Origin of the sequence: Pseudoalteromonas citrea (assembly GCF_000238375.3) — a bacterium.
Taxonomy (GTDB): domain Bacteria; phylum Pseudomonadota; class Gammaproteobacteria; order Enterobacterales; family Alteromonadaceae; genus Pseudoalteromonas; species Pseudoalteromonas citrea.
This window is the reverse complement of record NZ_AHBZ03000022.1, coordinates 294244-319673: the sequence shown is the minus strand read 5'-3', so window position 1 is coordinate 319673 and position 25430 is coordinate 294244. Positions and strand designations below refer to the sequence as shown.

General features: G+C 42.3%; 20 protein-coding genes and 1 riboswitch. Of the genes, 11 read left to right on the top strand and 9 right to left on the bottom strand.

The window, feature by feature from the left end; all coding sequences use genetic code 11:
• Positions 1-179: 179 nt before the first annotated feature.
• From PCIT_RS15785 to dapA, 4 genes are read right to left on the bottom strand one after another with little or no spacing between them, the layout of a single operon-like run.
• On the bottom strand, positions 180-1292 hold the full coding sequence (locus PCIT_RS15785) for a succinylglutamate desuccinylase/aspartoacylase family protein (protein WP_010367064.1): 1113 nt from the start codon (positions 1290-1292) through the stop codon (positions 180-182).
• 10 nt (positions 1293-1302) lie between these two features.
• The gene (locus PCIT_RS15780) at positions 1303-2508 is read right to left on the bottom strand and encodes a PLP-dependent decarboxylase (protein ID WP_010367062.1); all 1206 of its coding nucleotides are present in this window, start codon (positions 2506-2508) and stop codon (positions 1303-1305) included.
• Complete coding sequence (locus PCIT_RS15775) at positions 2508-3248, bottom strand: 2,3,4,5-tetrahydropyridine-2,6-dicarboxylate N-succinyltransferase (RefSeq protein ID WP_010367060.1); 741 nt, start codon at positions 3246-3248, stop codon at positions 2508-2510. The genes PCIT_RS15780 and PCIT_RS15775 overlap by 1 nt, the downstream gene beginning before the upstream one ends.
• 10 nt (positions 3249-3258) lie before the next feature.
• Complete coding sequence (gene dapA / locus PCIT_RS15770; RefSeq protein ID WP_010367058.1) at positions 3259-4143, bottom strand: 4-hydroxy-tetrahydrodipicolinate synthase; 885 nt, start codon at positions 4141-4143, stop codon at positions 3259-3261.
• A 113-nt stretch (positions 4144-4256) separates the two neighbouring features.
• Positions 4257-4463: riboswitch (Lysine riboswitch) on the bottom strand.
• 150 nt (positions 4464-4613) lie between these two features.
• Here dapA and PCIT_RS15765 point away from each other — a divergent pair.
• Entirely contained in the window at positions 4614-6323 is a 1710-nt protein-coding gene (locus PCIT_RS15765) for a response regulator (protein ID WP_010367056.1), read from the top strand.
• On the opposite strand, the gene PCIT_RS15760 is transcribed toward PCIT_RS15765, so the two are convergent.
• The gene (locus PCIT_RS15760) at positions 6320-6940 is read right to left on the bottom strand and encodes a hypothetical protein (RefSeq protein ID WP_010367054.1); all 621 of its coding nucleotides are present in this window, start codon (positions 6938-6940) and stop codon (positions 6320-6322) included. The genes PCIT_RS15765 and PCIT_RS15760 overlap by 4 nt on opposite strands.
• A 156-nt stretch (positions 6941-7096) precedes the next feature.
• Entirely contained in the window at positions 7097-7981 is an 885-nt protein-coding gene (locus PCIT_RS15755) for a TraB/GumN family protein (protein WP_040696495.1), read from the bottom strand.
• Positions 7982-8499: 518 nt separating this feature from the next.
• On the opposite strand from PCIT_RS15755, the gene ilvG reads away from it, so the two are divergent.
• From ilvG to can, 8 genes are all read left to right on the top strand, one after another.
• Positions 8500-10149 carry an acetolactate synthase 2 catalytic subunit gene (ilvG, locus tag PCIT_RS15750; RefSeq protein WP_010367050.1) on the top strand — a complete coding sequence of 550 codons (1650 nt, stop codon included), beginning with the start codon at positions 8500-8502 and terminating at the stop codon, positions 10147-10149.
• Positions 10146-10388 carry an acetolactate synthase 2 small subunit gene (ilvM, locus tag PCIT_RS15745; RefSeq protein WP_010367048.1) on the top strand — a complete coding sequence of 81 codons (243 nt, stop codon included), beginning with the start codon at positions 10146-10148 and terminating at the stop codon, positions 10386-10388. Before ilvG ends, ilvM begins: the two co-directional genes overlap by 4 nt.
• A gap of 34 nt (positions 10389-10422) precedes the next feature.
• A complete protein-coding gene (locus tag PCIT_RS15740; RefSeq protein WP_010367046.1) occupies positions 10423-11349 on the top strand; it encodes a branched-chain amino acid transaminase in 927 nt (308 codons plus the stop codon).
• A gap of 91 nt (positions 11350-11440) precedes the next feature.
• Positions 11441-13297: a dihydroxy-acid dehydratase gene (gene ilvD / locus PCIT_RS15735; protein ID WP_010367045.1), complete on the top strand. Its 1857-nt coding sequence runs from the start codon at positions 11441-11443 to the stop codon at positions 13295-13297.
• 2 nt (positions 13298-13299) lie between these two features.
• Positions 13300-14841, top strand: a complete 1542-nt coding sequence (ilvA, locus tag PCIT_RS15730) for a threonine ammonia-lyase, biosynthetic (RefSeq protein ID WP_010367043.1) — start codon at positions 13300-13302, stop codon at positions 14839-14841.
• A gap of 66 nt (positions 14842-14907) precedes the next feature.
• Entirely contained in the window at positions 14908-16002 is a 1095-nt protein-coding gene (locus tag PCIT_RS15725; RefSeq protein WP_010367041.1) for an ABC transporter substrate-binding protein, read from the top strand.
• 25 nt (positions 16003-16027) lie between these two features.
• Positions 16028-17206: a methyltransferase gene (locus PCIT_RS15720; protein WP_010367039.1), complete on the top strand. Its 1179-nt coding sequence runs from the start codon at positions 16028-16030 to the stop codon at positions 17204-17206.
• Positions 17207-17218: 12 nt separating this feature from the next.
• Positions 17219-17875 carry a carbonate dehydratase gene (can, locus tag PCIT_RS15715; protein ID WP_010367037.1) on the top strand — a complete coding sequence of 219 codons (657 nt, stop codon included), beginning with the start codon at positions 17219-17221 and terminating at the stop codon, positions 17873-17875.
• 2 nt (positions 17876-17877) lie between these two features.
• Here the strand turns inward: can and ubiK are convergent, their stop codons facing one another.
• Complete coding sequence (gene ubiK / locus PCIT_RS15710; RefSeq protein ID WP_010367035.1) at positions 17878-18141, bottom strand: ubiquinone biosynthesis accessory factor UbiK; 264 nt, start codon at positions 18139-18141, stop codon at positions 17878-17880.
• A 102-nt stretch (positions 18142-18243) separates the two neighbouring features.
• Positions 18244-19725 (bottom strand): PKD domain-containing protein, encoded by a 1482-nt coding sequence (locus PCIT_RS15705; protein ID WP_010367033.1) that lies wholly within the window; start codon positions 19723-19725, stop codon positions 18244-18246.
• A gap of 230 nt (positions 19726-19955) precedes the next feature.
• Between PCIT_RS15705 and PCIT_RS15700 the strand changes: the two genes are divergently transcribed.
• Positions 19956-20243, top strand: a complete 288-nt coding sequence (locus PCIT_RS15700; protein WP_010367031.1) for a two-component regulator propeller domain-containing protein — start codon at positions 19956-19958, stop codon at positions 20241-20243.
• 320 nt (positions 20244-20563) lie between these two features.
• On the opposite strand, the gene PCIT_RS15695 is transcribed toward PCIT_RS15700, so the two are convergent.
• Positions 20564-21601 (bottom strand): IS110 family RNA-guided transposase, encoded by a 1038-nt coding sequence (locus PCIT_RS15695; RefSeq protein ID WP_192992814.1) that lies wholly within the window; start codon positions 21599-21601, stop codon positions 20564-20566.
• Positions 21602-21606: 5 nt separating this feature from the next.
• On the opposite strand from PCIT_RS15695, the gene PCIT_RS15690 reads away from it, so the two are divergent.
• Entirely contained in the window at positions 21607-25425 is a 3819-nt protein-coding gene (locus PCIT_RS15690; protein WP_192992813.1) for a hybrid sensor histidine kinase/response regulator transcription factor, read from the top strand.
• Positions 25426-25430: the final 5 nt, after the last annotated feature.

Below are 25430 nucleotides of genomic sequence, written 5' to 3'. Positions count from 1 at the left end.
ATTATTGAAGCGATAAGTATACACAGCTTTGTGTTAAATGAGGATGAATAAATGAAAAGTGGCAGCCGTGGAGTAAAGGATATTGATGCTAATTTATTATAAAAAAGGGTGGCGACAGAGCCGCCATTCCTTAGTAAGCAAAGTTCAGTTTGCTTACTCTCACGCAATATGTTGATTAATTACAGCTCAAAATAGTTGGTAAAGAATTTATACAACTCTGTGCCTTGGTTGACGCTAGCGGAAGCAAAATGCAAGATTGCAATGGCATCTTGGTCAAGCGTGATCGTGTGCAGCGGTTGCTCTGATAAATAACGCTCCATTCGCAATATATGCGCAATGCTCTCACCGGCTTTTACATGGCTGCCAAGTGCCGCTGTGTACTCAACCATGCCTCCCATTGGGGCGTAATAGGCTAGGTAATCTTGCAGCATGCAGCCATAGCGTGTGATTGCTTGCGGCTTAAACGGTGAATCCAGTAATACTTCTTTATGTGTTAAGTAACTAAGTAGACTTTCAGCATCTGCTTTGGCTTCGGTTAAGTCTATTTTTTCTTGTGAGCCGAGTTCAACAGTGAACGCTTCTACTAGCACGGGAATATCTCGTCCTTGCTTTTTATAAGCGTTACTTAATGCCCACCAAGGACAAAAACACGCTTCATCGAGTGCCCCATCAAACTCATTGGGAATGAGCAGTACATGTGGAATATTAAAGTAGCTGGCGCTTGCCTTTGCATATTCAGGGCAATATAAGTGTTTTGATGAAATTGGCCCAGTGTGTAAGTCCAGTACAATGTCGGCTTCATGAGCCAAGCGTTGTAGATTTAAAGCAATGCGTTTACCTGTATTGATGCTATAGGCTGGTCCATCAAGTAGGGTCTGAGTTGCTTGTACCAAAGCAGCGGAGAATTGCTCTTTGATTTCAGTTAAAGGACTATCGAGGTGTTCCGCCACAAAGCTATCAACTAATGATAGATGACTTTGGTACATTCTATTCCAATTAGTGCCTGTAATTGGGTCAAAACGGCCTAGTGTAAATTCCCCTGACTTTTGATTACACCCAATTGGGTTGGCGTAAGGCACTAATGTAATATCACTGGCTAAAGTTTGTTGTTGCAACAGTTCGAGTAACTGATAAATAACGGCGTTGCCCTGTACCTCTGCACCGTGCATATTGGCTTGAATGTAAACGCGTGGACCGGTGCCATTGCCTTTTAAACGATAGACAGGAATGGTTAACGGTAGGCCATTTGCTATTTCACCAACTTGAATGTCTTCATGGGTAATTTTATTCATATCGGATACTCTATCTTAAATAATCACTGGCATGCTGCATGGCTCTAACTTGACTGACGCTACCGTGTTCAATCACATATTCCGCAGGTAATTCATGACATAAAAAGTATGGCATGCTTTCGGTAAAGCCGTAGGCGCCACATTGACTAAATACCAACCAATCATTTTCGTTGATGTCTTGAGGTAAGGGGTGTTGGCCTAAATGGTCTAATGCTGTGCACAGTGGCCCGTGGATCAGGTAATTACGTGTTGTAGCGTTTGAGCTGCGCAGTAATTCGCACGGAAAAGCTTGATTGGTTACTGCTGGACGAAGTAGATGATTAATACCACCAGCCACAATCAGTTGATGTGCCCCATAATTCTGTTTTTGTTCTACAACAGGGTTGGCATAATGACCAAACTCACCGACGGCATATCGTCCAAGCTCCATCCATAACTCTGTGACACCGGCTGACGCTTTAATTTGTGCAAGTGCATCGATTAATGCTGACCAAGTCAATTGGTCGTCATGCTTAGAGTAAGGGATCCCTAAGCCACCGCCTAAGTCTAATATCTCTAATTTAAAGCCTAGGTTTTCTGCCAGTGCTTTAAGTGGCGGCACCATTTGTGCCCACAGTTGGGCTAGCTTGTCTGTACTCAACATGTTGCCCCACTGGAAAATATGCAGGCCAACAAAATTGAGTGCTGGATAATTATCTAATTGAAGTGATTGCCATTGTTCTGTACCTAAACCAAACGGCGTTAAACTGTCACCACCGAGTGGGTTTTTATCACCTTCAGGCCACCGCAGTTGCACTCTAAGTAAAATGCGCAGTTGAATATTGTGCTCTGTTGCTGCTTCATTCAGCCACTGAACTTGATTGTGGCTTTCTGCCACAAAGGTACGTACCCCTTGTGACAAAAAGTGCTGGATCTGCCTTTTTGATTTGGCAGGGCCAGTATTGAGCACTCGGCTTGCATCGATGTCTTGACGTAAAACCTGATCAAGTTCACCGCTACTGGCCACATCGAAATCAAACCCTGCTTTATCTAAGGTTTGGATCACCTTCGATAAAGGATTCGCTTTAACTGCATACCATAATTTTACAACAGATTGTTCTGTTAGGGGCTTTAGGTGTGACAGTAAGCCATCTAAGTCATAAATATAGAACGGTGTATGCTCTTGTTCGGTTAACTTAGTAATGGTTTGACGCAATGGTGTGCTCAAAAAAGACATTATCGTAATACCTCTTCTAATTCTAAAGATGCATCACTTTGTTCATCGCGATATTTTACGATAAGCGCACATGACATGCTTAAGCCTTGTTCACGGCCCCATTCACTTGATGAAGGGCGAGAACCAGGAATAACAATGGCATTTTCTGGAATGGCTTCACCTTTGTCTAACTGACGTTCGTTGATACAGTCATAGACAGGAATAGTTGCTGATAAACGCACGCCAGGTGCAAGTACAGCCCCTTTTTTAACAACAACGCCTTCAACGATAACACACCCAGCACCGATGAATGCATCGTCTTCAATAACAACTGGGCTTGCGCCAATTGGTTCAAGTACGCCACCTAGTTGCACTGCGGCACTTAAGTGAACATTTTTACCAACTTGTGCACATGAACCAACCAATGCATGGCTATCGACCATAGTCCCTTCACCAATGTAAGCACCGATATTCACATAAGCTGGTGGCATGATAATAGTACCAGAAGCAACGTGTGCGCCGCGACGAACACTGCTGCCGCCTGGCACCATGCGCACACCAGCGTCAGCTGCAAACCCCTGTGGTGCAAGGTTGTGCTTATCTACAAAGCCACCTGGGAATTCGGTATTATTACCATTTTTAAAGGCTTCTAAGATCCCTTGTTTTACTTCGATGTTAGCATGCCAGTTGCCTTGCTCATCTTGTGTTGCAGCACGCACTGTGCCATTTTCTAAATTGTTTAGTAGTTCTAACCAGCTCATAATAACTGCCTTAATTCCAAGATAAAATTGTGGTGTTTGCACTGTTAATTGCCTGAGTACAAGGCAGCTCCAAGTGCGTTAAAGGGGGACGTAAATTCGGGGTGTTAAGTTTGCCTTGTGCATGCATCAATACTTTAACTGGTATGGGGTTAGCGGCTGCAAATAGGCTATTAACCGCATCGGTCCAAGTGGTAAATAGATTTGGGAAAGTACCAGCCAGTGAGCGGCGCACAAACTCAGCGGTTTGTTGTGGCCATGCATTGGCAGCGACAGAAACAAGACCCGTTGCGCCCGCCTGTGCAAAATAAGGCATTAAGCCATCATCACCACTATAAATAGCTAATTGTGGTGCGGCTTTACGGAATGCTTCAAATACTGCAATGTCACCACTGGCTTCTTTGAGTGCCCACAAGTTGGTGTGCTGCGCTAGGTTTTGGAGTACTTGAGGGTCAATCGCCACGGCACTGCGACCAGGGACGTTATAGAGCATACAAGGTAATTTAGCAGTGCTCAGTAATGTATCAAACCAGTGAGTTTGTCCGACGATACCTGGCTTTGCATAAAGTGGAGAGCCGAGTAAAAAGGCATGGATTGGCTGAGTGTTACAAAATTCAACCCACGCGATTTGTTCTTGCAAATTAGCACCACCGACAGCGACCATCAAGGGCACGTCTAGCTTCAGGCTACATACATACTCAACGATGTGTTGATGTTCTTCTGTTGTAAGCGCTAGACCTTCACCTGTGCTACCAAGGAGCAGAATGCCATTGTTCGCTTGTGCTTGTTCGCACACTAAAGTGCGTAATACGTCATAGTCAACTTGGTTATTGTCGTCGAAAGGCGTAACCAAAGCTGTCCATAAGGGATAGTTGGATAAATCGTATTGTGATTTCATCTCTACCGAACTTATATCTTGTCCGGAGTTAAGGAAGGAGCCCAAACTTCGAACAGTTAAAATTCGAAGAGCAATGGACTTAAAAATGACAAGGCTTATGGCCTTATTATTTTAAGACCAGAAGCTCTCCACCAAACTAATGTGTATGCTTATTTTATTAGCAATACAATTGGTGACAGTCGCTGGGATTCAACCCAGTCGCCCGAAACAATGACTGAGCAAATAGTCATTGTTTCTCGGCGTTAATTCCCCTCACTGCATGTCATCGGAGTTTGCTCTCCTCAATACAATTACCTGAATAACGCACCTCTTCCAGCCCTAGGCCAATGTCTACACTGTAGGTAATTACATTGGCCCTCAAATAGGGTGAGCGCACATTGAAACATTTTAGCCATCTAGGTGTCAAGTGAGCGTGTGTGAGTTTTATACTTTTTACACTACACTTAGAATGAACAAAATGGATGGGACAGATGCGTCAAATTATTAAATCGATGCGCAGCCGATATGTGATAGCAGTAGTGGTTATGGCTATTTTAGTAACATTGGCAGCGGCAGCAATGCAATATTTATTACAGCAAAAGCAACAAGATGCTGAGTTAATTAATCGTGCGGGGATGCAGCGTATGCTCTCGCAAAAAATCGCCTTGCATGTGAATCAGCTTGTTTTGTATGCGCAAGATGATAAACCGTCTGATGCGATACGTATGGAGTTAGAGAAAAGCGTTTCGACTTTCTTAATGAATCATCAATTTATTTTACGAGAAAAAGATGGTGAATATGAGTTCTTGTCTACGGAGCAGGTCTCTTTCTATTTTGCCCCTCCGGTGAATCTAATGCAGCGCAGTGAAGACTTTTTGGCACTTTATAAGCAAGGGGAATATACAGCAGAGCTTGCCTATGAAATTTCAGGAAGCGCACAAGAGTTACTATTTTACTTAAATCAAGCGGTAAAGTCTTTTGAGCATTCAGCCAATAGAAAAGTCGAGATGACGCGTATTTTTGAGTTCGTCTTTTGGGTGAGTGCGGTGGTGTTATTGTGCTTAGAAGTTGTTTACATTTTTCAGCCAATGGAGCGGCAGGTTAAGCGAGTGATAGAGTCATTAGAGCAGCAAAAACAAGAAACACAGCATGCACTTACGATGAAAACACACTTTTTGGCACGAGCGAGTCATGAATTACGGACGCCATTACAAGCGATTTTGGGGTTCTTAAACTTATACCGTCAAGATGGTAAAAATGAACAGTTGTTACAAGTAGAAGTATCAGCAAAGCAGTTGGTTAATCAATTGAATGCGATTCAAGAATTTAGTCGGTGGGAGAAAGGAGATATACCGGTCAGTGTCATTCCTGAAGAAATAACTAAAACACTGTTACAGGCAATTTCGCCCTATAAATTGGAAGCTCAAAGGAAGGGGGTGACGTTAAGGACAGAGTTTGAGTTTGACAAATCACTCAATGTAGCATGTGATCACGACCATTTGGCTTGGGTTGTTGGCCAGTTAATTGACAATGCCCTTAAGTTTACTGAGCAGGGCTCAGTGACATTAAAAGCAGCTTTATGTGAGTCACAGAATTTCGTATTAATAACCGTACTGGATACTGGATGTGGCTTTTCTGGTGCATCCCCTTTTTCGACCAATGTTGATGACACTCACTTTCAAGGGCTACAGCTAGGTTTAGTGCGATGCAAATGGTTGCTAGACGCTATGAATGCCGAAATTAATTTTGAAAAGGGGGAAAAATCGGGTACTAATGTTTACGTGAAGGTACCTATTTATATGGTTGAAGGTACCTCTAAGGGGCATACTGAACAAAAGAAAATTACCAGTTTATTGGTTGAGGATAACCCGCTTAATGCAGTAATAATTAAAAAAATACTCGAGACACTTTCAATCGGTGTAAAACATGTGGAGCATGGTTTAGCGGCCATTGATGACTTGAGTTCAAATCAATATGATGTGATTTTCATGGACTTGAATATGCCCGTTATGGATGGATTTCAAGCCATTGAATATATACGTAATTCATTGAATTTAGTGGAGCCCATTATTGTTGTTACTGCGAATAGTGAGCCTATAGAGTTAGAGCGCGCGAAAACACTTGGTGCGAATGCGACTGTGGTTAAACCATTAGATGCAAAGTCGGTACGCCAAGCGTTAACGCATGTCGGAGTCATTTAGTGTTGCACTTTAATATCACCAACGCCAACTTCAACCTCAATGCGATGGGTTCCTTTCCCATGATATAACGTCTCTGAACGGGTAATTTTTTTATGCTGCGTTGGGGCATTGACAAGACCTTTGACGCTGGTCGTGCCAACTCCGGATTCTAGGGATATAGACTGAAAATCAGCTTCGTTAGTATCAATGCTCACCTTGCCTACACCGACCTCAATATCTGCCGAATTGGCGAGTTCTGAAATTTTAACATTACCGACGCCCACTTCGATGTCTAATTGCATTGAGCTGGGAGCTTTAACTTGCCAATATTGTTTTAAATCTTTTTCAGTAATTTTAAGTGACAGGGTGTCACTTTTAGTGTGGTGATTAAGCGCTATCTCATCTAGGTTTACGTTACTATTAAACCAACTATTATTTTGTTGCGCTTCTAAGCGGATGGATACTTCAATTTTATCACCATCATAGCTTGTCATATCTAAGCTTCCAACAGGAAAGTCAATCTCAAGTTGCTGATTATTATTTGCAGCAAAGCTCTGTTTAATAGTGTGGCTTTCGCTTGCCATTACATTGAAAGATAAGCTTGTCGCAGCTGCAGTCAAAAGTAAAAATTTTTTCATAATATGCATCCTTATTGAGGGTGTTATACATATTTGACGCAGATACATCAGTAATGGTTTAAACTCGTTGAAAAATATATCTGTGAGTTAACCTGACCCCAAAGAAGCATGGTTAGATGCTTTCTCTATGGGGTGTAAATGCTGGAGTGAAATGCATTACTGCATTTTTTTGACCGTAAACCCTTGTTGTTTTAGCTGGATGAGCAAGCCGTGCTTTTCGGGTAAATGAAGGGCACCTACCGCAATAAATAAAGGCTGTTTTACAAGCTGACTAGCTAGTTGCTTTATCCAGTTATTATTACGTTCTACAAGCATCACTTTTTCACTAAATTGGCCATATTCACTGTCATCAAAGCTCAACCGGTAGTACTTACTTAAGGTTGTCATATCACCTTCTTTCCATGCACGGATTAAATCTAGAAAGTAATGTTCAATATCACCCATTTGCTTAAATGTTTCCGTTAGCATGTGATCACCTTGTGTACTGAGGTGGTTAAACATTTCAAGCTGCTGCTCTAAGGTCTCAAGTTCGATAATTGGCATTGCTTTACTTTGCGCATACTGAATAGCCTGTTTATCAATACCAAAATCATCTTTAAATCCTAATTTTTGATATTCCATTTGCAATATAGTGACCATAACCGCCCAAGGGGCAAATTGGCTAAATAGGTCAATACTAATGTTTTTCTTGGCTAAGTAGTTTGTAAGTCGCGTGTAATTATAGGCACTGATCTGGTTCTTTAGGCTTTTTGGGGGCGTTAAAAGCATAAAAGGTGCAGAGCGACGCTGAATCTCACTTGGGCTAAGTGCGTTGATATTTACTTCTACGACTAACGCGTTGGTGGCGTCTATCGCAGAGGTGATCCGCTGACTTAACCCTTCCATTGAGTGATCGCCAACATGCACAGTCCCCAATAGGTAAGATGTGACTCCCGCTTTTTCTACCTTATAGAGGGCAGGAGCTGCGTATCCTAATCGACTAAATAGTGACAGACATATTAAGATGCAAATGGTACTCACATAAGTGATAGGTTTGGGCATGGTTATCCTTAATAATTGATTGCTGGTACACATCATAATCAAACTATGAGGCAAATCATAAAAGTTTCATATGATTTTTTCGGTGAATGAAATGTGTTGTAAATAAAATATGAACACTTTAAATGCGAAAGGAATGTTGAAATTTAGGTTTTTTTATTCCTTATTACTTTTTATTTGAATATATACACCTAATTGTGTTTGTTTTGGCACTTTTAAAGCATCATTTTTATGGTTGACTTACATCAGCCTTCGGGTTACTAATAGAAAAAGAGCAAGGCTCGCTGTGAATAAGCGGGCGATTACAAGCAATAATTTAATTTGGTGATACTAAATATGTTAACAACAGCACTTACTCTAGTCGTGATTATCAACGTGGTGATTATTATTACCGCGGGGGCTAGTTAGTGCTTTAAAAAAGTATCAACGAGAAGCCCCCCGCACTGAAAAGTTCGGGGGGCTTCTTGGTTTTAGGGTTAAATTTTTAGAAATTATTGAAAAGATTGGGAATGGGGAACACGATGACAGGCGCACAATTACTTATCGACTTACTGGCCAAGCATGGCGTTAAAGAAGTCTTTGGTTATCCAGGCGGCGCGATTATGCCGATCTATGATGCACTCTACGGTGCGCCTGTAAAACATTACTTGACTCGCCATGAGCAAGGGGCTGGTTTCGCGGCGGTGGGATACGCGCGCAGCACTGGCAAGCTTGGCGTTTGTTTTGCAACTTCAGGGCCTGGTGCGACAAACCTAGTGACTTCACTTGCTGATGCCATGATGGACTCGGTGCCTTTACTCGCGATCACCGGGCAAGTGCCTACGGCAGCTATCGGTTCTGATGCTTTTCAAGAAGTTGATGTATTAGGTATGTCTTTGTCATGTACGAAACACAGTTACATGGTTGAGCGTGCTGAAGATCTGGCGGAAATATTACAAGAAGCGATGCATTTGGCACTCTCTGGCAGACCTGGTCCGGTATTGGTTGACATCCCAAAGGACATACAGCTGGCGCAAGCCCCGTTTAAACCTTGGTTGGCAAGAGAGGAGTCTTCTCCAGAGTTATTAAGCAGCGAAGTGCAAACTGCAGAAGCGTTATTGTCTGAAGCTCAGCGCCCTGTGGCGTATGTTGGGGGAGGCGTACAAAATGCGGATGCACAAGCTGAATTGATGCACTTTTTAAACAAAACTCATATGCCTGCTGTCTCTACTTTAAAAGCACTGGGTAGCGTGTTACCTGAATATGAGTATGACCTAGGTATGCTGGGTATGCACGGTGGACAAGCAGCGAACATCGCAGTGCAAGAATGCGATTTATTGGTGTGTATTGGCGCACGCTTTGATGACCGTGTGACGGGGAATTTGGCTAAGTTTGCCGCAAAAGCGAAGGTGATCCATTTAGATATAGACCCTGCGGAAGTGGGTAAGCGCAAACCCGCTGCTGCGTCATTAATTGCTGATTTAAAAACGTCTATTCCAGCCTTAGGCTGTTTTGTTACCAACGTTGAGTGGTTAAACACAGTGATGCAGCTAAAAACAACACATGCATGGCGATATGATTATCCTGGTGAAAAAGTATTTGCTCCGTATTTATTGAAAGAATTAAGCAGAAAAATGCCAAATGATGGGGTGGTATGTTGTGATGTAGGCCAGCATCAAATGTGGGTTGCACAACATATGAAGTTTACGCATCCGAGTAATCACCTCAGTAGTGGCGGTGCTGGAACAATGGGGTTTGGTTTGCCGGCAGCTATCGGTGCACAAATTGCACGGCCACAGAACATGGTAGTGACGGTATCAGGCGATGGCTCAATCATGATGAATATTCAAGAACTTGCGACGATTCGCCGTAACAATTTACCCGTAAAAATAGTGATATTAGACAATCAACGCCTGGGGATGGTACGTCAATGGCAGCAGTTATTTTTTGAAGGGCGTTATAGCGAAACTAACTTATCTGATAATCCAGATTTTGTGCAGCTAGCTGCAGTATTTGGCATACCTGGTCAGACAATTACCCATGCAAATGAAGTAGATAGTGCCATTGATGCATTAGTGAATTCAACAGGGCCTTATATTATTCATGCCTGTATAGATGACAAAGAAAACGTTTGGCCTTTGGTACCACCAGGGGCTGCGAATGATGAAATGATGACGGAGAAAGCGCAATGAAACACCAATTAACAGTGGCAGTTAAAAACCAAAGTATCGCCGTTGAGCGCTTTTTAAGAGTTGCGCGTCATCGTGGATTTCATTTGACCCAATTAGAGTTGGAGGGCCATGACGATTTGTTTCACGTCAAAATGACGGTAGACAGTGACAAGCCTATCTATCTATTAACGACACAACTGAGTAAGCTGGTTGAGGTGCAACAGGTTGATTTGCACACACTACAGCAACAGGCTATTTAAAACTAATTATTAAGAAAAGAACAAGGTATTACAAATGACTAAAACTTCGGAATTAATTTGGCACAACGGCGAGATGATCCCTTACGAGCAAGCAACGACTCATGTACTTAGCCATGCATTACATTATGGCAGCTCAGTGTTCGAAGGGATCCGCGCCTACGATACGCCAAATGGCCCGGCAATCTTTCGTTTAACGGATCATATTCAGCGTTTATATGACTCAGCAAAAATTTACCGTATGGAGATCCCATTTACCCCAGAGCAAATTATTCAGGCATGTAAAGATGCTGTGCGTGAAAATGGCTTTAAAGATGCCTACATTCGTCCATTTGCGTTCTTAGGTAATGTAGGGTTGGGTTTAAATCCGAAATCACACCTTGCTGATGTCACGGTTGCCGCCATGCAGTGGGGCGCCTATTTGGGAGATGACAGTTTAGCTGAGGGCGTTGATGTATGTATTTCTTCTTGGAATCGTTTAGCGCCAAACACCATGCCGACGGCAGCAAAAGCAGGTGGTAACTATTTGTCTTCACAGCTTATTTCTGGTGAAGCGAAGCGCAATGGGTATGTTGAAGGGATCGCGCTAGATGTAAATGGGTGCTTAAGTGAAGGTGCCGGCGAAAATCTATTCGTTATTAAAAAAGGGGTACTTTACACACCGCCGACGACTGCGTGTATTTTACCGGGTTTGACGCGTGACACCATTATGGAGCTTGCTCGTGCTAGAGGATATGAAGTACGAGAAGAGTCAATTGCGCGTGAAGCACTCTATTTAGCAGATGAGTTCTTTATGACGGGCACCGCAGCTGAGGTTGTGCCGGTTCGCAGTGTAGACCAAATTCAAGTGGGTGATGGGAAGCGAGGACCTATTACTGAAGAGCTACAAAAGGCGTACTTTGATTTAGTTAAAGGTCAAAGTGACGACAATAACGGGTGGTTAGAGTACGTTAATCAGGCATAAGATATGGAAAGCCACAGTTGCGTGGCTTTTTTGGGAATGAGGAAAAGACGGCGCTATAAAAGTAGCGACGCATAACATGAAGGGGTTTAGCATGGCCAAGTTAAGAAGCAAAACGACAACAGAAGGTAGAAAACGAGCTGGCGCAAGAGCGCTGTGGCGTGCAACAGGCATGACGGATAGTGACTTTGAAAAGCCAATTGTTGCCGTCGTCAATTCTTATACACAATTTGTACCTGGTCATGTGCATCTTAATCAGCTAAGTGACTTAATGGCTGATACTATTCGTGATGCGGGCGGTGTGCCTAGAGAGTTTAATACCATCGCTATTGATGATGGTATTGCGATGGGTCATGGCGGCATGTTGTATTCACTGCCATCACGAGATCTTATTGCTGATTCAGTGGAATATATGGTTAATGCGCACTGCGCTGATGCGATGGTCTGTATTTCAAACTGCGATAAAATCACCCCAGGCATGTTATTGGCGGCACTGCGATTAAATATTCCAGTTATTTTTGTGTCAGGTGGCCCGATGGAAGCGGGTAAAACACGTCTGGCAGATATCGACATCAAACTAGATTTGGTCGATGCTATGGTAAAAGGCGCTGATCCAACGGTGAGTGATGCAGATTCCGAGCAGGTTGAGCGTTCAGCGTGTCCAACCTGTGGTTCATGCTCAGGTATGTTTACTGCTAACTCGATGAACTGTCTATTGGAAGCGCTTGGATTGGCACTTCCAGGTAATGGTACAACGTTAGCAACCCACAAAGATCGTCAGCAATTATATGAAGCCGCAGGTAAGCGTATAGTTGCTTTGTGCAATGAGTATTATCAAAAAGATAATGATGCCGTACTGCCAAGAAATATCGCCAATAGAGCGGCTTTTATGAACGCGATGACCTTAGACATTGCAATGGGTGGTTCATCAAATACGGTATTACATTTATTAGCCGCGGCGCAAGAAGGCGGGGTTGATTTTGATATGAGCCATATCGATGAGCTTTCTCGCAAAACACCATTTTTATGCAAAGTTGCGCCGGCAACTCAGCAGTATCATATTGAAGATGTACATCGCGCTGGTGGCATGATGAGTATGCTGAATGAATTAGCGAAAGGGGATCGTTTAGATTTAACGGTAGGCCATGTTGCGGGCGGCACATTAGGCGAGGTGATAACGCGTTGGGATGCAACAGATCACAATAATGAAAAGGCACAAACCTTCTTTCGTGCTGGCCCTGCAGGGATCCGCACAACCAAAGGAATGAGCCAGGGATATCGCTGGGATACATTGGATCTCGACCGAGAGAATGGCTGTATACGTAGTATTGAGCATGCATTTCGACAAGATGGCGGCTTAGCGGTGTTATCGGGTAACTTAACACCAGATGGCTGTATCGTTAAAAGTGCCGGTGTGGTTGACGAAATGCTTGATTTTACGGGCCCTGCAGTAGTTTTTGAGTCTCAAGATGATGCGGTCGAGAGCATTTTGGCTGGTGAGATTAAAAAAGGCGATGTCATCGTCATTCGTTATGAAGGGCCTAAAGGTGGCCCTGGTATGCAAGAGATGTTGTATCCAACCAGTTATTTAAAATCAATGGGGTTAGATAGAGACTGTGCGCTACTCACTGACGGGCGTTTTTCTGGTGGAACATCTGGTTTATCAATAGGCCATGCTTCCCCTGAGGCGGCAAGTGGTGGTGCGCTGGCTTTAGTCGAAAATGGCGACTTGATCCATATTGATATTTATAATCGAGGGATTCATTTATTGCTTGATGATACGCAATTGCAAGCGCGTCGGGAAAAGCAATTGGCACGTGGTAAGGATGCGTATAAACCGTTGGACCGACAGCGTGTTGTGAGTCCTGCTTTAAAAGCGTATGCGTTATTAGCAACCAGTGCGGATAAAGGTGCTGTGCGTGACTTAGCTAAGTTAGAGGAGCTAAGCTAACAATGGTTTCACAAGAGTTAGATTATTTTCGTGCCATCATTCAAGCTGATATGTCACCGTTAGTTAAGGTGACTGAATTAAGTGAAATGAGCGCACTTTCAGAGCGTTTGGGACAAAAAATCTGGCTCAAACGTGAAGACCAGCAACCGGTTTATTCTTTTAAATTGCGTGGCGCATATCATAAGTTACAGAAACTTCCCGTGGGTAGCCAAGTAGTTACTGCATCTGCAGGTAATCATGCGCAAGGTGTGGCGTTAAGTGCAGCGCATTTGGGCCATCAAGCAACCATTGTTATGCCAGTGACAACCCCTGAAATAAAAGTGAACGCCGTGCGTAACTTTGGCGCTCAAGTTGTTTTACATGGGCATAATTTTGATGAAGCAAAAGCGCATGCGCATACATTAACTGAACAAGCTCAGGCAGTATTTGTCCCGCCTTTTGATGATAAAGACGTTATTATCGGTCAAGGGACGGTAGCACGAGAGTTGATGCAGCAAGTTAATGAGTTAGATGCGGTCTTTATTCCTGTTGGGGGTGGGGGCTTGCTTGCTGGTATGGCTGTTTATATTAAGTCATTGCGTCCTGATATCAAGATTATTGGTGTCGAAGCGCAGGAAAGTGCGTGTTTAAAAGCCGCTTTAGATGCAGGGGAGCCTGTTATTTTGCCACAAGTTGGTAGTTTTGCTGATGGGGTCGCAGTTAAAGTGATTGGCACCGAAACGTTTCGCTTAGCACAAAAGTTTTGTGATGAAGTTGTGACGGTAAGCTCAGATGAAATTTGCGCCGCCGTACAAGATATCTTTGTTGAAACGCGAGCGATTGCAGAGCCCTCGGGGGCGTTATCAGTCGCGGGCATAAAAAAGTGGAGTGCGCAAAGTAATCGGGCTGGACTGACGTTAGCAGCAGTGCTTTCGGGGGCGAATTTAAACTTTGATCGTTTACGTTACATCGCTGAGCGTACTGCGCTTGGAGCTAAAAACGAGGCTTTGTTTGGTGTGACAATTGCGGAAGAAAAAGGCAGTTTCAAACAGTTTTGCCATGATTTAGAAGGGCGTGCAATTACCGAGTTTAATTACCGTTATGCTGGTGAACATAAAGCACAGATTTTTGTTGGGGTGGGTTTGCGCGGTGGGCAAGTTGAGCTAGATGACGTAAAAAGCACATTAGAGTGTAAGGGATATGCATTAACAGATCTTTCTGACAATGAGTTGGCAAAGTTACATATCAGGTACATGGTTGGTGGCAAGCCACCTGTTGAATTGCAAGAGCGATTATTACGCTTTGAGTTTCCGGAATATCCTGGAGCCCTTGCTCGATTCCTAGATACGTTGGGGTGTAATTGGAATATCACCTTATTCCATTATCGAAATCATGGTGCGGCAGAAGGTAATGTGCTCGCGGCATTTGATATTGCCCCGAGTGACTATGAACAGTTTGATAAGCATTTATCGCAACTTGGTTATGCTTATCAAGATGAAACCAGTAATCCATGCTTTAACCAATATTTACAGGCTCCTTTTGAAGAAACTCGTAAGGTTGGGTAATTGGCAAATACAGTTTACTTTCCTATAGTTAATGGCGGTAATTTACTGGGAAAGTAACAAACGTGTATGAATAGAGTTCAGCTAGGTTTATTTATTTTACTCACGATTTGGTGTTCAAGTCTTAACGCACTTGAACCTGTAGTACTGCAGCTTAAGTGGACACATCAATTTCAGTTTGCCGGTTATTATATGGCAGCAGAGCAGGGCTTTTATAAAGAAGCGGGGCTCAAAGTCAGTATTTTACCTGCCAATCCCAGTAACCCAGATACACACTTTAAAGTGCTTTCAGGCCAAGCCCAATTCGGTGTGACACACTCCGGAATCTTGAAAGCGAAGATGCAGGGAAAACCTTTAGTGGCGATGGCTGCCATATTTCAATCGTCACCATATTGTTGGATGGTGAAAGAAAGCAGTGATATATATACGCCGGAAGACTTCGCGGGTAAAAAAGTCAGTCATTTAGGTAAAGAGGAAAGTGCAGAGCTCACCGTTATGCTCTCGCGAGCTGGAATAAATATTACAGATTTACCTATGTATGCTGGGCTTAATCCGCTGGTCGATTTTAAACGTGGGGTGTTTGATGCACTTCAAGTCTACGTGACCAATGAACCTTATAAAATGCAGCAGCAAGGAATAAAAACACGACAGATTTGCCCTAAGCAATACGGGCTGAATGTATACGGTGATATTTTGTTTACCAGTGAAAATATGCTGTCTCAAAAGCCTGATGTGGTTGATAAGTTTAAGCGAGCGAGTTTGAAAGGTTGGCGTTACGCATTATTGAATATGCAGCATAGTATTGAAGTGATACACGAAAAATATGCACGTCATAAGACAAAAGAGCAATTGAGCTTTGAAGCGGATGAACTCGCCGTCTACATTACGCATTCCGGGGGGCCTATTGGCAGCATGTCAGAGACTCGTTGGCAGTGGATCGCACAATTATACGGCCTAGATCTGACTCAGTGGGATATTATTAAATCTTCTTTTATTTATCAACGAACGCGAGACTCTGCTGAAGAAGCATGGTCTTGGATGTTAGTGTTGGCGTGTATTTTAACGCTTCTATCTTTGCCTATGTATGGCTATCTGATGTTTTTTCACAAGCGAAAATATCGCATTCAACAACTGCCCTATAAAGACGAAAACACGGTAGAATAGCGTTTTATTTTATGTGCAGTGGTTCATGTCGTTACTTTCTCAATTTCAGCAATTAGATGCTTATCTAACAAACACGCGTGATTTTTGGCAACGTGTGGCATTTGATCATTTAACCTTACCATTTAATGAGCCATTAAATCGGTTTCTATTGAATCTCGATGATGCTGAAGTAGCACGCCTTGATGCTGATCAAACTCGCTTATATGACGTGTTTTCTGCCTATATACCGGATGTTTCTTTGTTGGCATCAGTCACAGCATTGCCTTATCTCGAAAAACCAAGAGCAGTACTACCATTTTGGCTAAGTAATGGTATTAAAGGTCGCAAACTAACACAGTTGCAAGATTTCGTGAGTCATGTGCCTGAGCGGCAACTCCCGGTGTTAGAGTGGTGTGCCGGTAAAGGTCATTTAGGTCGGTTGATGGCACATTTAGGTGCACCATCTGTTCATAGCATTGAATTGCAGTCGGCTTTGTGTGAGCAGGGCGCACATAGTGCAAAACAGCAAGAACTAAACGTCCAGTTTAGTTGTGCAAACGTGCTTACTGACGATACAGATGCCTACTTTAAACCAAAACAACATGCCGTTGCACTGCATGCGTGCGGTGCTCTGCATCAAACGTTTATGAATAGAGCGACACAACATAAATGTGAAAAAATAAGCCTCTCACCGTGTTGTTACCATTTGTTTACTGAGCCGACTTATCAACCAATGAGTCAGGCTGCCAAGTTGAGTGCACTTCGTTTGAATCACAGTGACATGAAGCTGGCGTTACAAGAAACGGTGACAGCTGCGCCACGAATCGCAACTGTGAGGCGAAAAGAGGTCACTTGGCGGTTAGGGTTTGATGCACTGCGCCGAGATTGTACTGGGTCGACGGAATATATTAGTGTGCCGTCAGTTAACAAAAGCATATTTTCTGGGGATTTCTCGGTGTTTTGTCATTGGGCCGCAGAGCAAAAAGGCATCACCTTACCATCAGGCATTGATTATGCCGCTTATTTGGCACAAGGTGAGCAGCGTAAACGAGTGACAGATCGTATTGAATTAGTCAGGCATGTTTTTCGCAGAGCGTTAGAGATTTGGTTGGTACTCGATAGGGGTTTATATTTACAGCAAGCTGGGTATGATGTCAGCCTGAGTGAGTTTTGTGAAAAGCAGCTCACCCCAAGGAATGTTTTAATCCACGCTACTCGACAATAGAGGAACTCAGCGATGTGTAAGCTCGACCACTTATTAGAAAACAACCAGCAATGGGCTGAACGCGAACGAGCGAGAGATCCTGATTACTTTAAAAAACTGTTAGGCCAACAAAAGCCAGAATATTTATGGATTGGCTGTTCTGATTCACGTGTACCTGCGAATGAAATTGTCGATTTGATGCCTGGTGAGCTATTTGTGCACCGTAATGTGGCAAATGTGGTGGTGCATACTGATCATAATTGTTTGTCAGTGATGCAGTATGCAGTCGAGGTACTGAAAGTAAAACATATTATGGTGGTTGGTCATTATGGCTGTGGTGGCGTTCAAGCTGTGCTCGATGAAGCGCGCTTTGGTTTAATTGACAATTGGTTACGTCATGTTGCTGACGTCAAAGAAAAGCACCAAAGTATCATTGATAATATTACGCCGCAAAGACGATGTGATGCGTTGTGTGAGCTAAATGTTATCGACCAAGTACGAAATGTTTGCCAAACAAACATTGTGCAAGATGCATGGCGAAGAGGGCAAGACTTAACCATTCATGGTTGGGTATATGGGTTGGCAGATGGGTTATTACATGAGCTTAATGCACATGCGGCTAAACCAGAGCAAATAGCGGATCAATATGCTCTGGCTATTACACAGGTCAAAGACCGCTACGCAAAATAGCGCTATTCAGCGTGTTTGTCGCTGTCTAGCTTAGCTTCTATGTCAGCGACTTTTGCTTCAAGTTCAGCAAGCTTCTCTCGAGTTCTAATAAGTACTTTACTCTGAATATCAAACTCTTCTCTGCTGACAAAATCCATTTCAGCCAATTTGTTTTGAATGGCTTGTTTGGTTTTTGATTCAAATGTATCTGCTAAGTTTTTTACGCCTTGTGGCATATTACTTGAGATCTGTTTCGCAATTTCTTCAATTTTTGCTGGGTTAATCATCATCATTACCTATAAAAGTTGCTTGTTGCTATAGTAGCAAATGATCACAGAACAAAATAGTGAAGTGACTGGCGTATAGCCATTCACTTCACTCAGCGTTGATTAATTACAACGTAGCCATTTTTCACCGTCAGTACTACATTGTGTTACATGTGTACCATCACTTGCATAGGTATATTTTACCCACTCATTGAGGTGATTGCGCTCAGTGATAATACGGTTAGCTAAACTGTCATCAGTGAGTCTTTTAAACCATGAAGAAAAAGCAATGCTTGGTTCTTCATTGAAAAAATAACCAGAATTCCCTAAGTGGTCGATAAGTTTCTGGCTATCAAGAGACGTTGATTTGTTAGATAAGTTATACCAATCGTTTAGGTAGACCTTACTGCTATTACTGAGACGTTGATGTATTTCAGTATGGTGGTTAACCAAGTTCTCATTATGTGAGATAGAAAAAACACGTTGCTCAGTTTCTTTAAAGTCAGTTGTTGTATCACAACTTTGATTTACTCTGGGTGAGCCCGAATACCAATTACTGAGTGTAAATTTAGTCACGCCTTGCGTTATAGTCACTTGCTCATCATGGTAACAGGTATCAAATCGATTTGAGTTATTAGCTGCAAAGTCAGTTTGTTCAGTATAACTGCCATTTTCACCCCAAGGTTTTGATTCAGTGCTCCGTTGATAGTAAACAAATAGGACCTCGCTTAAGTCATCGGCCATGCGTGCATCTTCACTGATGAAAAAGCTATCATCGGAAGTGAATATTGCTATTTCTCGGTGCCATACTAACTCGTTGATACCTTCATATTCTTTTGCTGGTGCCAAATAATGGATCACTCTTACTTCACTGGCGTTTGGGTACTGCGCTTCTAATTCGATTTGCTTTTTCAGACTTGCTTGTAGTCCTAGTACAATCGATTCAGCAAGTGCTTGCGTTTCTTTGTCGCCTGTAGAGATGTAATCACTAAACAATTGGCTTTGTGAAATATTAAAACGCGCTGTGGTTGATTGAATTACATTGTGTAATTTGTTTAACAGTACTTCTCGAGAAGCATGACTTTGTTGCAGCTGTGCACAGGTCTTATTTTTAAATTCAGGAGCGTCGTTGAGTGATTGCCATAGCACAGTGGTAAGTGGAGTAATGTGCAGCATCTGATCATCAGTCAATGCTTGCAAACTCGGAGGAATAGCCATTTGATAGGCTTGGGTTACCACGCCTAAATCTTCATCAATCGCGCCAACAGGAACATCGACATACGTTGGAACATAAGCGCTACATTCATAGTCTTCTTCACTGAGCTCTAATAAATAGTTACCTTTGGTGGTGGAGAGTGTGGATGGTTCGTGTTCATCATGAATGTGGTTATTGTTAAGATCTAGCCAGACGGTTGCACCTGAAATATAGCCATCTATAACACGACCACGGCGAGTGCGTTTATTATCTTCAATCGAGACTTTATTTTGCTCTGTTGCTGTTTGATTGATCGTGGGCTTAATATTGGCATTTGCACTACCACCGCATCCTGTGATCAAGCCAATAAGTGCGGCTGTTAATACTTGGTTGAGATATGAGATACGCATATTTTCTTCCTTTGTTATGCAGTTAAAAATAGTTAATCATTGTTTTGATGTGGACAATTTTATGTTAAATACAAATTAACAGGTATTAAATATCAGTCTGTGTTGATAATAAAAAAGACTTTCTGTAAATTGAAAATATTGAACCTTTTAAAGGTACTTTTGAGCTTCTTGATATTTTTTAAATATACTTATCAATTGCTTGGCATTTTATTCGTTGGTGATAAATAAATATGACTGTGGTTTTTTTATATATTTCTCTGTTTTTCATTGCAATAAACGTATTTGCCTCGAGTGCATTTGCCGCTGTGGAAATGAATGGCAGAATTGCGTTTACCGTGCAGCATGGGTTACCGAGTAATCGTATTTTTGATATCGAAAGGGACTACAAAGGGTATATTTGGTTGGCAACCGATCAAGGGGCGGTTAGGTTTGATGGGGCCAAGTTCCTTCAATTTTCTCATAGAAAGACATATATGGACACTCCCGGTATGTCAAACAAAATAACTCTGGCGGGGTAGAATAAACTACCTCGTTTTTTCATTTCGTCGCTGCCACTGTTTGACGTTTGACCCATTTGCAATAAAGCGTTGCTCTGACATATATCCGGGCTTAACTGTTATTTCAGTGCCCCTAATGAGCTTCGAGCCTATACACCCTAATTTGAATACACCCAAGCGGTTTATATACCGTGCCTTTGCCGGGTTTTGTATAGGCAGGCTAGGCCTTTTTTCATCTAACTGTAGCGAACAATGATAGGCGATTGGCAAGTACTCTCAACACCCACTCGGGTTAAGTCACCCTTGTCTTTTACGAGCTGCTTGCCAATCTAACTTGGTGTTTAAACATTACCTTGAACCTGGTTGCATGAACGTATGGGGCGGTAATATTCATTTTTTTGAAGTAATATCCACATTAATCTTGCCAGACGATGCGCCATTGCAACCGCAGCTTTATTCACACCACGCCTTTGCTTGATGGCAGTGACCCATAGGTTCAGGTCATCGTCTTTTTTATGCGCGTGGTTCACAACCGTTCGAGCACCATGAATAAGTTGTTTTCTGAGGTACCCATCTCCACGTTTAGTAATTGTGCCCAAACGATTTGTTTCACCAGACGCATATTGCCTAGGCGTAAGGCCAAGCCAGACGCTAAAGTCTTTCGCACTTTTAAATGCTTGCCCTTTATCGATACTAGCGCTAAACGCGGAGGCAATGATAGGGCCAATCCCAGGAATTGATTGCATAATTTCTGCACTGGTGTTGTGGGTATTAGTTTGTTGAAACAAGGTATCCATTAGTTTAATTTTTTTATCATAGTTTTCTAACTCTTGTTGTACTTCTAACAACATGAGGCGAATAACAGGTTGAACATCTTGTGATAAAAGTTCATGGATATGCTTTTTGAATACAGAGTATGCTTTGGGAATGTGAAACCCAAATTCGAGGAGTAAACTTCGAGTTTGATTTATACAGGCAGTACGAGTACTGAGTAGCCTTTCTCGTATTCTATGTAGACAAAGCACAGCTTGTTGCTGTTCACTTTTTATGGGAACAAAGCGAATGTTAGGCCTTCTACTTGCTTCATATATTGCCAAACAATCATTTTTATCATTTTTGTTACCACGTACAAATGGGGTGACATGTTGTGCAGGGATTAAATTAACTTGATGACCAGAATTTAAACATGCTCTGCCCCAGTAGTGAGAGGATGAACAAGCTTCCATAACGACTTCACAAGGCGGTAAATTAAGGATTATTTCATGGAGTTTTACTCTAGAAACCCGCTTTGAGAAACAAGGTTTTCCGTGTTCATCAATTCCAAGAAGTTGAAAGACATTTTTTGCTAAATCGATGCTTAATATACTAACGTTATTCATGATGGATGCTCCTACTAACTATCGTTAAAAACACACCTTTAGTTTGGCGCATTGACGCCGATTTGGGAGTGTCCATCTCATCACCCAAATTATCTCAGTCACATTGGGTGAGAAAAATTGTCGAAGATAGCCAAAAAAGACTGTGGATAGGGGGGAAGCAAGGACTTGAATTATTAAATAAGGATGCTGATTTTTTTGAAAAAATTGCAGTTGAGTCTGAAAGTTCGGAGAATATTTATGACATACTGGAGTCGACTGATCAACAAATTTGGGTTGGTACAGAGCAAGGGTTAGGGCGAATAGTAGATGAGCAACTGATCGCTGTTTCACCATATAGCTCACCGTCAGTTCTGAATTTGGAAACTGTGCTGTCATTGACTGAAGTGGATGCTGAAAATTTATTGTTAGCTTCTAAATCAGGAGTTTACATTTTTAATAAAGAGTCTAATCATACAACACGTATTGTATTTAACTCTCAGGAGCCTGTGTATGCCGATAAAGTTGGGAAGTTACCAGATGGCACTATTTGGTTGTCTGTTCATGGTTTGGGGTTAGGCTATTACGATCCTGCTAAAAATGAAGTGCGTTTAGAACATTTAGATCTCGAAGGGTTTGAGACAACAGGGTACGTATATGATGTCACCACCCAAGGTGAGAAAGTTATTGCTGCCTCATTAAACAGTGGTTTAATAAGTATCACCTCTGCTGGTGTTGAACCTTCATCATTGTACCCTCCACTATTGACGTTATTTTCAGATGCAGACGTTAATATTTACGGCAGTTTTAATGATGGTATTTTTAAGAGTACGCCAAGTAGCCAAGCCTTTCGCAATACATTATTTAACCATGCATCACCTTACTCAAGCTATGAAATCAATGATATAGCATACCACCAGCGGGCAGTTTGGGTTGCGGATCACCTCTTTGGGTTGTGTAAATATTCAGTTGATGGAGTACGGTTAAAGTGTATTGAAAAAAGTAGCTCTGTTCATGGTTTATCTGTCGATGGAGCAGGGTATATCTGGGCGAGTATGTATGATGCACTACTCAAAATTGATCCTCGCTCAGGGCAAGTGCTGGACAGATTTGATTTGTTAGAACTTACTATTCCTGAGCAAATTTATTCTATCGGTAATAGTGCGCTTCATGAGTACTGGTTAAGTCATAGTTTTGCGGGAATAACGCACTTAAATATTCTTACCCGTAAAGTCATACGCTACGATACCGGCAACTCTCGGTTACTGAGTGATCGAGTCCATAAACTAATCATTGAAGATAAGCTATTATGGATAGCTACCTCAAAAGGCCTTCAATCTTTCGATTTAGTATCGGGTGAATTTAGTGATGCGCTCTTGCCACCACAGTCTTCTGAATTGAGCGTCTATGACTTTGCTTTAGACGACTCGCATATTATGTGGATGCAAACTAATGATGGAACGAAGGCATATGACACGCAATTAAAACGTTGGCTCGCACTGCCCAATCAAATAGCAAATATTGAAAATGCCAGTATGAATAGTGCGCACGGCCTAATGTGGTTTGCTTATGCTAAAGGCATTGTTACTTGGCATCACAAAAATCAGCAATTGCGTTACTATGATAAAGGTGATGGACTGTTTCCAAATGGGTATTTGCCCGGTGCGACGACCACAACGGAACAGGGCAAGTTGTTATTTACTTCAACGAAGGGCTTTACAGCAATTTCACCCCTTAAATTGCACGTGATGAGCTCCCGACCTACCGTGAGTGAGGTAATGGTGACGCACGCTTCAGGAGAGCAACAACGGTCTTTTAATCAATTGCAATTGCATAGTATTCCTTATGATCATGCAAGTCTGCGCTTCTCATTTGCCAATTTGAATATGCAAAGTTCGTCAAAGCACGTTTTTAAATATAAAGTACTAGGCCTTTCAGATATTTGGGTTGAATTGGCAAATGAGCGGGATTTAATTATTCCCAAATTACCTTGGGGTCAGTATTCACTGATCGTAAAAAGTACTGATAGTGAAGGGAATTGGGATCCTGTGAGTACTCAATTCGATTTCTCAGTTGCGACGCCTTGGTATGCAACGAAAGTTGCAATGTCAGTCTATGTATTTGTTGTTTTACTAGGGATCACGTTAATCTATAGAGCGCGCCTGCGTGCTCTGCGAGAAAAGCAGCAATTATTAGAACAAGAAGTGCAGCGCCAAACTGCGAAAATAGGGCGTCAAAACGAAAAGTTGAGTGCCCAAGCAAGAGATTTGTCAAAGGCAGAGTCAGAGCGCTCAAGCTTGTTACGGACATTATCACATGAATTGATGACGCCTATCACTTTGCTACAAGGGCCTGCAGAGCAGATTATAAGGCAAGAAGAGCATAGTCAGCGTGTACTGTTAGCACAGTTAATCGCGTCGAATGCTAAGCGGTTAAAAGTTTTGGTTGAGCAGTTGATGATGGTATCCAGCGAACAACCAGATAATGCAGTTATGACAAATCGGTATGATTTTTCTGCAATTTGCTTAGCGCAAATCAAAGTGTTTAATAATCTTTTAGTCAGTAGAAATATGACATGCCACATAGATATTGTGGAGGGTATCTATGTGATGGCGGGGACTGATGAACTAGAAAAGTGTGTGAGTAACCTGCTAAGTAATGCCATTAAGTATAGCCCCATGAATAGTCGCATGGAGGTTACCTTGCGCAGTTTTTCACAAAATGAAAAAGAGGTCTGTCTACTACAAGTTAAAGATCAGGGAATTGGCATAGAAGCGGGCTACTTAGAGCGTATATTTGAGGCTGAGTATAGAACATCAGCTGGGAAACAGTTCACACAAGGGCAAGGGATAGGTCTGAACTTGGTTAAAGAGTTAGTACATAAAATAGGAGGGCATATTTCGGTGTCATCAGAGCTGGGCAAAGGGAGCTGTTTTGGTATTGAGTTTGCTGTTTCTTCCCGTTTAGATCTGAATCCTATAAAAACAACATACGGCTCGGCATTCCCTGAGGAGATTTTAGACCTTAATTACAATGTCAGTATGTATGACGATACTACAGAAAGCTTGAGTAAATTGACGTTATTAATCATAGACGATACGCCCGATATGCTGAATTTTATTGTTAGTATTTTTGCACAGCAGTTTCAAGTCGTGACAGCCAAAGATGGTTATGACGGTGTATTGATGGCAAATGAAGTTTTACCAGATTTGATTATTTCTGATGTGATGATGCCAAAGCTTGATGGATTTGAATTAGTTACACAGATAAAATCAAACGAGCTCACAGGGCATATCCCTGTACTACTTCTGACTGCAAATATGAGTGATGAGAAAAAGCTCAAAGGATTAAAGTTGCATGCTAACGACTACTTACACAAGCCTTTCAGTGTACCTGAACTTGAATTAAAAGTGCGTAATATTCTGCAACTTCAGAACGCGAATAGGCAGCGTTGGCAACGTGAAATTCAACAACGCAAGTCAAAAGATTATTCACCTGAGCTATTTGATAGCGCCGCCGTATTATTTATAGCCAAAATAGATAAGGCGCTTAGTAGTCTGTATTCAGACGCTTCATTGTCAGTCTCTCAACTTGCTAAAGAGGTTGCATTGAGCGAGCGTCAGTTACATCGCAAGTTAACTTCAGTGGCTGGAGTCACGCCAAATGAATATATCCGCCAATATAGATTATTTCAATCCCAATCAATATTGCGCCGAGGAGTCAGCGTATCGCAGGTGTCTGATGATGTAGGTTTTAACTCCCCCGCTTATTTTAGTGCTTGCTTTAAAAAACAATTCTCTATGACCCCTAAACAATATGTACAAGGCATACATGATGCCGAATGTTAAGTTAA

Bases quoted from the DNA above. Each gene is read 5' to 3' on its own strand.
- ilvM (WP_010367048.1), top strand. From the start codon at position 10,146: ATGAAACACCAATTAACAGTGGCAGTTAAAAACCAAAGTATCGCCGTT.
- ilvD (WP_010367045.1), top strand. From the start codon at position 11,441: ATGGCCAAGTTAAGAAGCAAAACGACAACAGAAGGTAGAAAACGAGCT.
- PCIT_RS15700 (WP_010367031.1), top strand. From the start codon at position 19,956: ATGACTGTGGTTTTTTTATATATTTCTCTGTTTTTCATTGCAATAAAC.
- ilvA (WP_010367043.1), top strand. From the start codon at position 13,300: ATGGTTTCACAAGAGTTAGATTATTTTCGTGCCATCATTCAAGCTGAT.
- PCIT_RS15755 (WP_040696495.1), bottom strand. From the start codon at position 7,981: ATGCCCAAACCTATCACTTATGTGAGTACCATTTGCATCTTAATATGT.
- dapA (WP_010367058.1), bottom strand. From the start codon at position 4,143: ATGAAATCACAATACGATTTATCCAACTATCCCTTATGGACAGCTTTG.
- PCIT_RS15720 (WP_010367039.1), top strand. From the start codon at position 16,028: ATGTCGTTACTTTCTCAATTTCAGCAATTAGATGCTTATCTAACAAAC.
- PCIT_RS15765 (WP_010367056.1), top strand. From the start codon at position 4,614: ATGCGTCAAATTATTAAATCGATGCGCAGCCGATATGTGATAGCAGTA.
- ubiK (WP_010367035.1), bottom strand. From the start codon at position 18,141: ATGATTAACCCAGCAAAAATTGAAGAAATTGCGAAACAGATCTCAAGT.
- can (WP_010367037.1), top strand. From the start codon at position 17,219: ATGTGTAAGCTCGACCACTTATTAGAAAACAACCAGCAATGGGCTGAA.
- PCIT_RS15725 (WP_010367041.1), top strand. From the start codon at position 14,908: ATGAATAGAGTTCAGCTAGGTTTATTTATTTTACTCACGATTTGGTGT.
- ilvG (WP_010367050.1), top strand. From the start codon at position 8,500: ATGACAGGCGCACAATTACTTATCGACTTACTGGCCAAGCATGGCGTT.
- PCIT_RS15695 (WP_192992814.1), bottom strand. From the start codon at position 21,601: ATGAATAACGTTAGTATATTAAGCATCGATTTAGCAAAAAATGTCTTT.
- PCIT_RS15740 (WP_010367046.1), top strand. From the start codon at position 10,423: ATGACTAAAACTTCGGAATTAATTTGGCACAACGGCGAGATGATCCCT.
- PCIT_RS15690 (WP_192992813.1), top strand. From the start codon at position 21,607: ATGCTCCTACTAACTATCGTTAAAAACACACCTTTAGTTTGGCGCATT.
- PCIT_RS15705 (WP_010367033.1), bottom strand. From the start codon at position 19,725: ATGCGTATCTCATATCTCAACCAAGTATTAACAGCCGCACTTATTGGC.
- PCIT_RS15785 (WP_010367064.1), bottom strand. From the start codon at position 1,292: ATGAATAAAATTACCCATGAAGACATTCAAGTTGGTGAAATAGCAAAT.
- PCIT_RS15760 (WP_010367054.1), bottom strand. From the start codon at position 6,940: ATGAAAAAATTTTTACTTTTGACTGCAGCTGCGACAAGCTTATCTTTC.
- PCIT_RS15780 (WP_010367062.1), bottom strand. From the start codon at position 2,508: ATGTCTTTTTTGAGCACACCATTGCGTCAAACCATTACTAAGTTAACC.
- PCIT_RS15775 (WP_010367060.1), bottom strand. From the start codon at position 3,248: ATGAGCTGGTTAGAACTACTAAACAATTTAGAAAATGGCACAGTGCGT.